This window comes from Kribbella caucasensis, from assembly GCF_004361855.1.
In the GTDB taxonomy this organism is placed as follows: Bacteria; Actinomycetota; Actinomycetes; order Propionibacteriales; family Kribbellaceae; genus Kribbella; species Kribbella caucasensis.
The window spans coordinates 152,827-165,510 of record NZ_SNWQ01000005.1 but is presented as its reverse complement, the minus strand read 5'-3'; the positions used below and the strand labels follow the sequence as shown (position 1 = coordinate 165,510).

Sequence of the window (12,684 nt, the reverse complement as noted above, 5' to 3'; positions counted from 1 at the left end):
GCGCCCGGTGGGTGCCCAACGTGCGCACCCGATCGGCCCCGAGCACGCCGTGCGGGTTGGGTGGGGGTCGTGTTGGGCGGGGTGTGCGGGGTCTAGGAGTGGGTGGGGGTGGGGGTGGTGTAGGTGGTTTGGGTGGATTCGGCGTAGTGGCAGGCGGTGTGTTGGCCTGAGTCGAGGAGGCGGAGCTCGGGTTCGTCGGTGGTGCAGCGGGACTCGGCGTGCAGGCAGCGGGTGTGGAAGCGGCAGCCGGAGGGTGGTGATACCGGGGAGGGCGGGTCGCCGGCGAGGACGATTCGGCGACGGCCTTTGCGAGCGAGACCCGGCTCGGCTGACAGGAGCGCCTGGGTGTAGGGGTGGGCCGGTACGTCGTACACCTGGTGGTGTTCGCCGAGTTCGGCGACTCGGCCGAGGTACATGACGGCGACCCGGTCCGACACGTGACGGACCACGGACAGGTCGTGGGCGACGAAGATGATGCTGAGGCCGAGTTCACGTTGCAGGCGCATCAGCAGGTTGACCACCTGCGCCTGGACGGACAGGTCCAGCGCCGACACGGGTTCGTCGCAGAGCAGGACGTCCGGGTTCAAGGCGATCGCGCGCGCGATCCCGATCCGTTGCCGCTGGCCACCGGAGAACTGGTGCGGGAACTTCGTCTCGTCCTCCTCCCGCAGCCCGACGAGTTCGAGCAGTTCGCGGACGCGGGCCCGGATGTCCACGCCACGGGACACGTCGGGATGCACCTCGAGCGGTTCCGCGACGACCTCGCCGACGCGCATCCGCGGATTGAGGCTGGAGTACGGGTCCTGGAACACCACTTGGACATTCCGCCGCCATCGACGCAGCTCCCGTGCCTTCAACTTGGACACGTCGACCCCGCCGTACCGGATCTCCCCCGAGGTCGGCTTCTCCAGTGCGGCGAGCAGCCGGACCAAGGTGGACTTGCCGCAGCCCGACTCGCCAACGATGCCGAGCGACTCGCCCTTCCGCAGCACCAGGTCGACGCCGTCCACCGCACGGACCAGGGTCTTGGTCCCGAACGACAGCGCCGGACTGATGTCGTAGTACTTCACCAGATTCGTTGCCACCAGCAACTCGTCGGCCATCAGACCGCCTCCTTCGCGGGCATCGTCGTACGCCGGATGCAGGCGGCATCACGTCCGGGCGCGACCGTCAGCAACGGCGGCACCTCGTCCGCGCACTCCTCCACAACGTGAGGACACCGCGTCCGGAAGGCGCAGCCCGACGGGATCGACCGGAGCGACGGCGGCGTACCCGGGATCGTCGGCAGCTCCTGCCCCTTCAGATCGGCCGACGGCATCGACCCCAGAAGCCCTTCCGTATAAGGATGAACGGGATGCTCCAACGCGTCGGCCGTCGCGGCCCGCTCGACCACGTGACCGGCATACATCACCACCACGTTGTCGGCCACATCCGCGACCACGCCGAGGTCGTGGGTGATCAGGACGACACCCATGTCCCGCTCAGCCTGCAACTCCTCGATCAGCTCCAGGATCCGCGCCTGCACGGTCACGTCGAGCGCGGTCGTCGGCTCGTCCGCGATCAGTACGTCGGGATCGAGCGCGAGCGCCATCGCCAGCATCACCCGTTGCCGCATCCCGCCGGAGAACTCGTGCGGGTAGTCGTTCACCCGTTTCGCGGCGGCCGGGATCCGTACCCGGTCGAGCATCTCCGCGGCCCGCTTCATCGCCTCGGACCTCGACAGCCCGCGATGCACCCGATAGCACTCGGCGATCTGCTTGCCGACCGACTGCACCGGATTCAACGCCGACAACGAATCCTGGAAGACCATCGTGATCCGGTCGCCGACGATGCGACGCCGTTCCTTGACCGACATCGCGATCAGATCCTCACCACGATAGGAGGCCGTCCCCGACACGATCCGCCCCGGCGGCATCTCCAGGATCCCGGTCAGCGCCTGCGTCGACACGCTCTTCCCGGACCCGGATTCACCCAGAATCGCCAGCGTCTCCCCCGCCCGGACCTGCCACGACACCCCGTCAACGGCCCGCACCGGACCACGCGGCGTGTCGAACTCGACACTCAGATTCTCGACCTTCAGCAGTATGTCGCTCATCGCATCAACTTCGGGTCCAGGGCGTCGCGGATCGAGTCGCCGATGATCATGAACGAGATCGTCATCGTCGAGATGAACAGCGCCGGCCAGATGAACAGGTGCGGGGTGTCCCGGTACTGCGCGGCTACGCCGAACTGGGACCCCCAGGAGATCGACGGCGGCTGCAACCCGACCCCGAGGAAGGTCAACGCCGCCTCCAGGCCGACCATGCCGCCGATGCCGAGCGTGGTCATCGCGAGCAGCGGCGCCATCGCGTTCGGGAACACGTGTTTGCGCAGGATCCGCAGCGGCGGCACCCCGATCGACCGGGCCGCGAGCACGTACTCGCGGTTGCGGACCGAGAACACGGTCGAGCGCATCAACCGCATCCCGGCCGGCCAGCCGATCACCAGGATCACCCCGACGATCACCCAGATGCTGCGGTTCGGCACCGAGTTCAGGATGACGATCAGCAGCACGATCCCCGGGACGGCGAACAGCACGTCCGCGGTCCGCGAGATCAGCGCGTCGACGGCCCCTGGGAAGTACCCGGCCATGAGCCCGAACGTCCCGGCCAGCAGGAAGATCCCGAAGCTCGCGACGATGCTGACCAGGACCGACGGGCGGGCGCCATAGATCACGTTCGCGAAGTAGTCGCAGCCCTGGATGTCGAACCCGAACGGGTGCCCGTCGGCCGCGCTCTGCCGGCTCTTGGTCAGCTCGCAGAACCGTGGATCGGCCGAGGTGAAGAGCTTCGGAAACGCCGCCATCGTGAAGAACACGAGCAGCAGTACCGAGCAGGCCACGAACTGGGGTTTTCGCAGCAACGCCCGCAGTAGTTCGCGATTGTACAGTGTCCGGCCGTCACCGAGTTCCTGCGCTTCGGCCCCGACCACCGCTTGCACCTCAGACATGGCGCACCCGCGGATCCAGTACGCCGTACAGGATGTCGACGGCCAGGTTGATCAGGATGAAGGACACGAACGCGAGGGTCGACAGCAGCACCACGACACCACCCTCCTTGAGCTTGATCGCCTGGAACATGAACTGGCCGAGCCCGGGCAGGTTGAAGATCGACTCGGTGATGATCGCGCCGCCGAACATGCCGGCCAGGTCGATACCGATGAAGGTCACCACCGGCAGCAACGCGTTCGGCAGGATGTGCCGCCAGAGCACCCGCTGCTCACCCAGCCCCTTGGCCCGGGCGGTCTTCACGAAGTCGGCGTTCACCGTCTCCACGATCGACGTCCGCATCAGCCGGGCCAGCCCGGCGAACCCGAGCAGGCCGATCACCAACGCCGGCAGCAGGTACGACCGGGGGAACCCTTCGAGCACCCCCGACACCGGGAACCACTTCAGCTCGACGCCGAACAGGTACTGCGCGGCGAAGTACGCCACCAGCCCCGGCACGGCCAGCAGCACCAGGGTTGCCAGCAGCAACGACTTGTCCACCAGGCCGTTGCGCTTGAAGCCGGCGTAGATCCCGAAGAACAACCCGAGCGTCCACTGGAACGCGTTCGCCAGCAGGGTCAGCTTCAGCGTCACCGGGATCCGCAACCGCAGTTGATCGGCGATGTCGGCCCCGGCGAACGTCGTACCGAAGTTGCCGGTCAGGATGTCCTTCATCGACAGCAGGTACTGCACGATGAACGGATCGTCCAGGTGGTACTGCGCCCGCTTCGCGGCCAGCACGGCGGCCGGGATCGGCTTGTCGCCGGCCAGTTCCCGCAGGGGGTCTCCGGGCATCGCGAAGACGAGCGCGAAGACCCCCAGCGTGACGATCAGGCCGATCGGGATCGCCGCGAGCACGCGGCGGGCGACGAATCGGATCACTTGAAGGTCGCGTAGAGCGCCGACACCCCGACGTACTTCGACACCCGCGGCTCGATCTTGGCCGAGTGCAGGTACGCGTTCGACTTGGTGTACAGCGGGATCAGCGGCATGTCCTCGAGCGCGATGTCCTCGGCCTGCTGGTAGATCGCGATCGCCTTCTCCGGGTCCGGTTCGGCATCGCCCTGGGCCAGCACCTTGTCCAGCGCCGGGTTGCTGTAGCCGGAGAAGTTCGCGTCACCGTTGGACTTGAACATCGGGGTCAGGTAGTCCTCGATCGACGGGTAGTCGTGGCCCCAGCCGCTGAACCGCAGCCCGTCCAGCTTGCGGGTGTCGGCCAGCTCGCCGATCTCCGAGCCCTGCTTGCCGGTGTACTTGACCTCGAGGCCGAGGTTCTGCCGGAGCATGTTGCCGATCGCCTCGGCGAAGATCTGGCCGGTCGCCGAGCTGGTGTTGTAGTTGATGTTCAGCGGCCCGGAGAACCCACCGGCCTCCTGCAGCAGTTGCTTGGCCTTGGCGGCGTCGAAGGAGCAGTACTTGCAGGCGCCTTCGCGGTAGCCGTTCATGTCCGGCGCGATCAGGCCGCTGGCCGGGGTGGCCAGGCCGACCAGGTCGGCGAACGCCTTCCGGTCGATCGCCATCGAGAACGCGTGCCGCAGCTTGGGATTCTTGAACCGCTGGTCCCAGGCCGGCATCACCAGGTAGTTGGCACCGGAACTCACCCCGGTCACCCAGCCGTCGGGCGCGTCGGTCTTGAACGTCTTGATCTTGGTCGGCGGCACATCGACGAAGTCCACCGTGCCGGCCAGGAACTCGTTGTACGCCGTGTCCGCGTTCGGGATGAACCGGTACGTGATGGAGTCCGCCTCGGGTGCGTTCGGACCCTTGTAGCCGTCCCACTTGACCAGCTTGATGTCCTCGCCCGCGTTCCACTCACCGTCGAGCTTGTAGGCGCCGTTGCCGATCGGCTTGCGCTTGTACGCGTCCGGGTTCTTCCGTACCTCCTCCGGCAGCGGGGCCAGACCGAGGTACTGCAGGGTCAGGCCGAACTGGGAGAACGGCACCTTGAGCTTGACCGAGAAGGTCAGGTCGTCGATCAGTTTCAGCCCGCTCATCGCCTTCACCGCGGTCGGCTTCGGCGTCGCGCCGTCCGGGGTCGGCGGGTTCAGTTCGTCGTACCCGTCGACCTTGGAGAAGAAGCCGTTGTTCTTCCAGGCGTTCGAGCCCTGCGCGGTCAGGTTCCAGCTGTCCACGTAGTCCTTCGCGGTCAGCGGCTGGCCGTTCTGGAAGGTGTTGCCGGCCTTCAGCTTGACCGTCCAGGTCTGGCTGGTCTTGTCCGGCGTGACCGATTCGGCCATCACGTTGACGGTCTTGCCGGTGTTCGGGTCGGTGGTCACCAGGGGCGAGAACATCGCCATCGCGACCTGGATCCCCGGACTGCCGTTGTCGTTCAGCGGGTTGATGTACTCCAGCGGGTCGGCGGCGATGGCGATGATCTCGCTCTTCGCGCCGGTGCCGGAGCCACTCCCGTCGCCGTTCCCGTCACCACACGAGGAGAGCACCAGCGCGAGGCTGAGCGTCACCCCCAGAACCCCAGTCAGACGTCGCACGGTCGAACCAACTTCCTCGGCGGGAGGGCCGCTAGGCGGGCGGATCAAGCGCCATGGTCGCTGGTCATAACTGCGCATGTCAACGTTGTCAGGCGCAAAGCGGCGGCGCGTAACTCAGGCGTAACTTCCCAAGACCTCAGACGACCATCGGACCCGAACGGCACAACCGCCTGACATTAATCCGATAACCACGCCCAGTCATCAGACGAAACCGCAGATCTTGGTCGGATCCATTTGTGCGCACAAATGCTCAATCACTGCTAGCTCTGAGTGCGGCGACGAGTGCACTGAGTGTTCCCGGCCACGCGTGCTCGGTCGGAGCGCCGTACCCGAGTACCGGTCCAGGGTCAGTCGTCTGTTGCTGGGAGCAGGCTGTCGAGGACGAGAGTCATGCGGCCGACCATGTCGGTGTGCGGGGCGAGGAGCCATTGCAGCTGCAGGCCGTCCCAGGCTGCGACGATGGCCTGTGCCACGGCTTCCGGATCGGCCGGGGGCTGGATCCGGCCGGCTGAGACATCTCTGTCGATCATCGTCGTCAAGTTGCGGGTGAGCTTCTCGTACCGCTTGACGAACCATGTGTGGGCCGGGTGGTCTGGCGCCGAGGCCTCCGACGACACGATCGCGAGCAGGCGCAGCAGTTCAGTGCGCGTGAAGTTCACCTCGACGAGCTCGACGATCGCGCTCCTGATCCCCCGCTCGTCGGCGTGCTCTGAGAACCATGGCTCGGCGGTCTGGTCGGCGTGCTCGAGCACGGCCTCGAGCAACTCGCTCTTCGACGGGAAGTGGTGAACAACGCCCCTCAGGCTGACACCGAGCTGACGCGCGATGTCGCGAAGCGAGCCGCCGTGGTATCCGCGTGACGCGAAGACCCTCGTCGCAACCTCGATGATCTCGGCCCTGCGCTGAGCAGATTTCGCGTACGGCCCCCGCCTTGCCGGTGTTGTGGTGTGCGCCGAGGTCATGAAGACATCGTACCGATTGCCAGGTCCCAAAATGTTGCAACTGGTGCGTTTTCGGATTACGGTTCATTTCGGGCCGCCCCGACCAGAGTGGACTCGAAAGAGGAGAGCGCCATGTCGCGGAAGACAGTGCTAGCCGCCATCGCCGGCGGCGTCATCACCGCGTTCGTCCTGACCGGATGCGGACGTGCCGCTACGAGCGGTGGAGCAGTGGAAGCAGGAGCTCCCGTCGACAACGGTCCCGCCACGGGAACGGTCGATGTGTGGGCGATGGGGACAGAGGGGGAGAAACTCCCCGAACTGGTTGCCAAGTTCGAGAAGGAGAACCCCGACGCCGACGTGAAGGTCACCGCGGTGCCCTGGCAGGACTATGCGAAGAAGATCGAGACGGCGGTCGCCTCAGGCTCCACACCGGACGCCACACTGGTCGGTTCCTCCGACCTCGCCTCGTTCGTAGCCGGCGGCGGGCTGGAGCCGGTCCCCGCCGGGCTGGTCGATGTGGACTCGTTCTACCCCGGCGCTCGGTCGAGCACCGAGATCGACGGCGCTACCTACGCCGTGCCGTGGTACGTCGAAACGCGTGTGCTCTTCTACCGCAAGGACCTTGCGCAAGCGGCCGGAGCGAAAGCGCCGACGACCTGGGACGAGTTCACGCCGTTCGCGAAGGCGCTGCAAGCGCAGGGTGCCAAGTGGGGCTTCTCCGTCGCGACGGGGGCGCCGTACACCTGGCAGGGCGTACTGCCGTACCTGTGGCAGGCCGGCGCCGAACTGACAGATGCCGAGCGCTCGAAGTTCACCTTCGACAGCAAGCAAGGGCTCGAAGGCCTGACGCGCTACCAGTCGCTGTTCACCGACGGAATCGCCAGCCCCAACGGCCCGGTGAACCTCGGGGAGGTCGAGCCGAAGTTCGTCTCGGGCGAGGTGGGCTCGTTCATCTCCGGTCCGTGGGAGATCGGGCTGCTGAACCAGGCAGGGGGTAAGAAGTTCCTCGCCAACGTCGGAGTCGCGAAGATCCCGGCCGGGCCGCACGCGAACACCTCCTACATCGGTGGTGGGCATTTCTCGGTGTTCAAGGATGCGAAGAACCGCGACGGCGCGTGGAAGCTGATCCGCTGGCTGTCCAAGCCGAAGACCCAGACAGACTGGTTCACCATCTCCGGCGATCTCCCCGCAGCGCAGTCCGCCTGGGAGTCCGATGTGCTGAGCGCGGATCCGAATCTCGCTGTCTTCCGTGAGCAGCTGAAGAACGCCCAGAACGCGCCGGCCGTCACGACATGGACCCAGGTCGGTGCCCTGGTCGACTCCGAAGCCGAGAAGGTCGCGAAGCGTGTCTCGACTCCTCAAGAGGCTTTGGCGGCAATTCAGGCAGGTGCCGCCAAGATCGGGACAGGAAACTGACGCATGACATCCATCGTTGCGAACCGCGGAGGAGATCCGGCCAGGCGGCGGCGTACCCTCGTCGCCTGGTCGTTCTGCCTTCCGTTCATGGTGTTCTTCCTCGCCTTCGGGCTCTGGCCGGTGCTCGCCTCGCTCCTGATGAGCTTCACCGACATCCGCAGCAGGGATCTGCGGACACCAGTCAATGTGGGCTTCGTCGGGCTCGAGAACTACGTCACGCTGTTCGACGACCCGACGTTCGTCCGTGCCCTCCTGAACACCTTGTACTTCGTCGTCGTCGGCATCCCGGTCACGATGGTCATCTCGCTCGTCATCGCGGTCGCCCTCAACTCCGGAATCCAGCGTCTCAAGGGCTTCTTCCGTGTCGGGTACTTCGCTCCCGTCGTGACGAGCATCATCGCGGTCGCCGTCGTGTGGCGCTACATGTACCAGGGCGACGGGCTGATCAACGGCGCGCTCGCGTTCGTCGGCATCCACGGGCCGGACTGGCTGAACGACCCGGTCTGGGCGATGCCGGCGATGATCGTGATGGCGGTGTGGCGAAACTTCGGCATCCCCATGGTCATCTTCCTCGCCGGACTGCAGGGGGTTGCCCCCGAGCTCCATGAAGCCGCGAGCGTCGACGGTGCCTCGCGCTGGAGGTCCTTCCGGAGCATCACCCTCCCGCTGCTGCGGCCGACCACACTCGTCGTCGCCGTACTGCTGAGCATCTCGTACCTGCAGTTCTTCGAGGAGCCGTTCGTGATGACCGGGGGCGGCCCGCTCGACAGCACCATCTCGATCGGCTATTACGCCTACGAGCAGTTCGGCTTCGGCCTCTACGGCCTGGCATCCGCCGCGTCCTACGTGCTGGTCCTCGTGATCGCGCTGCTCAGCTTCCTCCAGTTCCGACTCTTCCGCACCCGGAGTTGAGATGACGACGGTAATCGCTCCCAGCGCTGCACGTCAGCGCGTCGCACTACGCATCGGCACGTACGTGCTGCTCGTCCTCGGCCTCGTCGTCACCCTCGCCCCATTCGCGTGGATGATGCTCGGAGCGCTCAAACCGACCGGCGAAATCATCGCCGACCCAACGGCCTGGCTGCCGAAGAGCCCCACCCTCGGCAACTTCGCCGACCTGTTGTCACGGCAGAACTTCGGCCTGTACTTCGTCAACAGCATCCTGGTGGCGGGCGCCTGCGTGGTCGGCAATGTGCTGTTCTGCTCGATGGCGGGCTACGCCCTCGCAAAGATCGACTTTGCCGGTCAGCGGATCCTGTTCAGCCTGGTGCTCGTGATGCTGGTCGTTCCCGGTATCGCCACGTTCGTGCCGTTGTTCGTCCAGGTCAGCAACCTCGGGTTGGCCAACAGCTACCTCGGTCTGATCATGCCGTACCTCGTGACGCCGCTCGGGGTGTTCCTCATGCGGCAGTTCATCGGCGAGATCCCCGACTCACTACTCGAAGCGGCGCGACTGGACGGGGCGAGCGAGGTGCGCATCTTCCTCCGGATCATCCTGCCGCTGTCCGGACCCGCCCTGGCGACCCTCGCGATCCTCACGTTCCTCTTCCAGTGGAACAACTTCCTCTGGCCACTGGTGATCGCGCAGACCGACAACATGTACACCTTGCCGGTCGCGCTCGCGCTCTTCGCGGTCGGGGCGAACGGGACCAACTACGGCCTCTTGCTCGCCGGCTCCGTCGCCGTTGTCCTCCCGATCGTGACCGTCTTCCTCTGCCTGCAGCGCTACTTCATTCAGGGCATCGCCAGCACCGGCATCAAGTAGTCGGCCCATCGATCTGCGAACGGACGAATGTGACCACGCTTCCCCACCTGCCTTCCACCACTGTGTCCACGGCGAGACGGCCAGTGCCGACCATCGACCGTTCTTCCGGACCAGCCCGTCTCATCGTCGACGGCTCGCCGTACCACGTGCGCGGAGTCGAGCTCCACAACTCGTCGTCGTCATCCTCCGCCGCGTTCAGGAACGGCCTTGCCACTGCGGCCGCCGTGCACGCGAACACAGTCCTCGCCAGTGTCACGTGGGAAGGCCTTCAACCGGAGGCGAACCGATTCGATTTCACGTCCGTCGAGCGCCTCATCCTCGACGCCCGTGCCGCCGGGACACGCCTCGTCCTGCTCTGGTTCGGCGCATGGAAGAACGGGACGTCGAGCTACGCACCGGCATGGGTCAAGCGGGACTGGCGCCGCTTCGCCCGCTGCGTACTCGAGGACGGAAGCATCTCCGACACCCTGACGCCCTTCGGCGACACCGACCTCGACCGGGACGCGTTCGTCGCGCTCGTCCGGTTCGTGGAAGAGTTCGACGCCGACGACCGCACCGTGCTGATGATCCAGATCGAGAACGAGGTCGGGCTACTCGGCTCATCCCGCGACCACTCCACACCGGCCTCCGTCGCCTTCGAGCAGCCGATCCCGCCGTCGCTGCGAGGCCCCCTCGGAGCGCGGGCCGGCTTCTCGACCGGCATCCCGCACCTGCGATGGACCGATGTGGAAGACGACCCGCTCGGCCGGGACGAGGCGTTCATGGCGTGGGGGTACGCCGCTCACGTGCAGAAACTCGCGGCCGCCGCCCGCGCGCACTCGTCGCTGCCGTTGTTCGTCAACGCCTGGCTCGACAGTGACATCGACCTCAACATCCCCGGATTCACAGTCGCCGGTGGGCAGCTGCCGGGGATGTACCCCAGCGGCGGCCCGCTTCCACGGGTTGCCGACGTGTGGACGACCGTCGCCACGGACGTCGACCTGTTCGCGCCGGACGTGTACTTCGGCGACACCGAGGCGATCTATGCATCCTTCTCCGCGATGTCCGGCGGACTGTTCATCCCCGAACAGCGCAGCGGGGAGGACGGTGTCGGTGCCGCCTTCCTGGCGTTCGGGGAGTATCAGGCGATCGGCGTCTCGCCGTTCGGAGTCGACTCCCGAAGTGAGACCGAGGTCGCGGCGCTCGCCGACGCGTACCGGATCCTCGAAGGCGTCGCAGAGATGATGACCGCAGCGGACGGCACGCGGGTGCCGACGCGGGGGTTCCACCTCACCGATGACCGGACCGCGGTCACGTTCGACTTCGGCGACGTACGCATCGATGTCAATCGGGCATCAGGATTCGGCGTGGACGACGCCGGCTCGCACGGATACGGCATCATCCTCGACCTGGGCGACGACACCTTCGCCATCGCCGGGCGAGGCTTCCACGCTGTCATTGACGGTGCCGATCCCGCCGTACGTGTGTGCATCGAGCAGGTGGTCGAACTCGAGCCGGGCCGAGCAACCGCGCGCGTCCTCAACGGAGACGAAACCGGAAGTGGTTCGCGCGTCATCCACCCACCGCGGGAGCGAGTCGTCAGCCAGTTCCCCATCGCCGCAGGCCACGCGCATACCGGCCTTTCGACGGTCCGCGTGTACCGCATACCCCGTACAGTGACGCGCGCCGGGTGGGGTTTGGGGTAGGCGGGTGTCAGCCGGCCAGTCGATAGTCTTCCGGCATGGGTGAGAGGGCGGGTGAGTCGGCAGACCTTCCCGAGTCGGCAGTGGTCGAGTTGCGCCGCACTGCCGCTGAACTGCTGGGGAACGTGTCGTCGCACGCCGATGACATGCTCGACTACATCCTCGAACGTATCCCCGAGGCCCGTGCCGATGACGATCTCCGCGGCCTGACGCTCGGGTCGTGCTCGTCGAACCTTGAGGCAGCGCTGTCGATGGTCCGGCACGGTATCGATGTGAGCGCCGCGACGGCGCCGGTCACCGCCCTCGAGCATGCGCGCGCCATGGCGGCCCGCGGCTACAGCGTCGATGTGATGCTGCGCTTCTACCGGCTCGGCCACGCCTACTTCAGCGCGCGCATTCTCACCGGGATCGCCGACGTGGTGCCCGACCCGACCCTCACCCTTGCGGTGGTGGCCAACCTGCAGCGCTACGCCTTCGCATACGTCGACCGCATCTCCAGCGAGGTCGCCGCCGAGTACATCGCCGAGCTCGACCGCATGCAGAACCGAGTCCGCGCGGCCAGGACTGACGCGGTCCGCAGGTTGATCGCCGGCGACCAGATCGACCTCGGGCGTGCCGAGCACACCTTGTCCCACCGGCTCACCGGATGGCAGACCGCCTTCGTCTGCTGGACCGATCGCGATGACGCCGACCTCGCGCGCGTTGGTACAGCGGTCGGTGCTCACTTCGGTTCCCTTCATCCCCTGCTCGTCCCGGACGGCTCCCAGGCGCTGTGGGGCTGGGTCTCCACCACGCGCGCTCCCGATGTGGCGCCAGCGGACCTGGCGGCATTGGCCGACCAGATCCCCAATATGGTCCGGATCTCCATCGGCACGCCGGCGCAGGGCCCCGGCGGCTTCCGCGACTCCCACGCCCAGGCGCAGCGCGGCTGTCGGATTATCGAGCTCTCCGGCCGGGGAGCTCCGGTGACGTCGTACGCCGAGGTGGCGCTCGTGGACACGATGAGCGGCGACCTGGACCTTGCCCGTGCCTTCGTCGCGAGCGAGCTCGGTGCCCTGGCGGTCAAGGGGCGCCGGGAGGACGAGGAACGACGGGCGCTGCTGGCAGTGCTCGACGCACAGGGAGGGCTGGCAGCCGCCGCCGCGGAGTTGGGGGTACACCGCAACACTGTGCTGCAGCGCATGCGCCGGGCAGAGGAACATCGAGGGCGTCCCGCTACGGAGCGTGTTGCCGAGCTGCATGCAGCGCTGCGGCTGGTCCATGTGCTCGGCCCAGTGGTGCTCACCTCGGAACCCGGCCGAACCTGACCGGTATGTGCTGTGCGCACACCGGCGTGGGCTCGGTACCCCTGGCATGGGTAGCTCGC

General features: G+C 66.5%; 11 protein-coding genes. 5 read left to right on the top strand and 6 right to left on the bottom strand.

Annotated features, from left to right (window positions below):
• Nucleotides 1-92: 92 nt before the first annotated feature.
• The 6 genes from EV643_RS12550 to EV643_RS12525 form a co-directional block, all read right to left on the bottom strand.
• Complete coding sequence (locus EV643_RS12550) at nt 93-1,103, bottom strand: ABC transporter ATP-binding protein (RefSeq protein WP_133800203.1); 1,011 nt, start codon at nt 1,101-1,103, stop codon at nt 93-95.
• A complete protein-coding gene (locus EV643_RS12545; protein ID WP_133800202.1) occupies nt 1,103-2,095 on the bottom strand; it encodes an ABC transporter ATP-binding protein in 993 nt (330 codons plus the stop codon). Before EV643_RS12545 ends, EV643_RS12550 begins: the two co-directional genes overlap by 1 nt.
• Nucleotides 2,092-2,988: an ABC transporter permease gene (locus tag EV643_RS12540; RefSeq protein WP_133800201.1), complete on the bottom strand. Its 897-nt coding sequence runs from the start codon at nt 2,986-2,988 to the stop codon at nt 2,092-2,094. The genes EV643_RS12545 and EV643_RS12540 overlap by 4 nt, the downstream gene beginning before the upstream one ends.
• Complete coding sequence (locus EV643_RS12535; protein WP_133800200.1) at nt 2,981-3,907, bottom strand: ABC transporter permease; 927 nt, start codon at nt 3,905-3,907, stop codon at nt 2,981-2,983. The genes EV643_RS12540 and EV643_RS12535 overlap by 8 nt, the downstream gene beginning before the upstream one ends.
• Nucleotides 3,904-5,514 carry a peptide ABC transporter substrate-binding protein gene (locus EV643_RS12530; RefSeq protein ID WP_133800199.1) on the bottom strand — a complete coding sequence of 537 codons (1,611 nt, stop codon included), beginning with the start codon at nt 5,512-5,514 and terminating at the stop codon, nt 3,904-3,906. Before EV643_RS12530 ends, EV643_RS12535 begins: the two co-directional genes overlap by 4 nt.
• Before the next feature lie 347 nt (nt 5,515-5,861).
• Nucleotides 5,862-6,476: a TetR/AcrR family transcriptional regulator gene (locus tag EV643_RS12525; protein WP_133800198.1), complete on the bottom strand. Its 615-nt coding sequence runs from the start codon at nt 6,474-6,476 to the stop codon at nt 5,862-5,864.
• 111 nt (nt 6,477-6,587) lie between these two features.
• Here EV643_RS12525 and EV643_RS12520 point away from each other — a divergent pair, with 111 nt between their 5' ends.
• The 5 genes from EV643_RS12520 (at nt 6,588) to EV643_RS12500 (ending at nt 12,625) form a co-directional block, all read left to right on the top strand.
• Nucleotides 6,588-7,871, top strand: coding sequence for a sugar ABC transporter substrate-binding protein (locus EV643_RS12520; RefSeq protein ID WP_133800197.1), 1,284 nt, complete (start codon nt 6,588-6,590; stop codon nt 7,869-7,871).
• A 3-nt stretch (nt 7,872-7,874) separates the two neighbouring features.
• Nucleotides 7,875-8,783, top strand: coding sequence for a carbohydrate ABC transporter permease (locus tag EV643_RS12515; RefSeq protein ID WP_133800196.1), 909 nt, complete (start codon nt 7,875-7,877; stop codon nt 8,781-8,783).
• A 1-nt stretch (nt 8,784) separates the two neighbouring features.
• The gene (locus tag EV643_RS12510) at nt 8,785-9,636 is read left to right on the top strand and encodes a carbohydrate ABC transporter permease (protein WP_133800195.1); all 852 of its coding nucleotides are present in this window, start codon (nt 8,785-8,787) and stop codon (nt 9,634-9,636) included.
• An 83-nt stretch (nt 9,637-9,719) separates the two neighbouring features.
• Complete coding sequence (locus tag EV643_RS12505) at nt 9,720-11,321, top strand: DUF5597 domain-containing protein (protein WP_133800194.1); 1,602 nt, start codon at nt 9,720-9,722, stop codon at nt 11,319-11,321.
• Nucleotides 11,322-11,401: 80 nt separating this feature from the next.
• Nucleotides 11,402-12,625 (top strand): RsbRD N-terminal domain-containing protein, encoded by a 1,224-nt coding sequence (locus EV643_RS12500; RefSeq protein ID WP_202869530.1) that lies wholly within the window; start codon nt 11,402-11,404, stop codon nt 12,623-12,625.
• Nucleotides 12,626-12,684 lie beyond the last annotated feature (59 nt).

What these genes read in the sequence shown, in the direction of transcription:
- EV643_RS12550 (WP_133800203.1), bottom strand. Translation starts at nt 1,103, where the DNA reads ATGGCCGACGAGTTGCTGGTGGCAACGAATCTGGTGAAGTACTACGAC.
- EV643_RS12545 (WP_133800202.1), bottom strand. Translation starts at nt 2,095, where the DNA reads ATGAGCGACATACTGCTGAAGGTCGAGAATCTGAGTGTCGAGTTCGAC.
- EV643_RS12540 (WP_133800201.1), bottom strand. Translation starts at nt 2,988, where the DNA reads ATGTCTGAGGTGCAAGCGGTGGTCGGGGCCGAAGCGCAGGAACTCGGT.
- EV643_RS12525 (WP_133800198.1), bottom strand. Translation starts at nt 6,476, where the DNA reads ATGACCTCGGCGCACACCACAACACCGGCAAGGCGGGGGCCGTACGCG.
- EV643_RS12520 (WP_133800197.1), top strand. Translation starts at nt 6,588, where the DNA reads ATGTCGCGGAAGACAGTGCTAGCCGCCATCGCCGGCGGCGTCATCACC.
- EV643_RS12515 (WP_133800196.1), top strand. Translation starts at nt 7,875, where the DNA reads ATGACATCCATCGTTGCGAACCGCGGAGGAGATCCGGCCAGGCGGCGG.
- EV643_RS12510 (WP_133800195.1), top strand. Translation starts at nt 8,785, where the DNA reads ATGACGACGGTAATCGCTCCCAGCGCTGCACGTCAGCGCGTCGCACTA.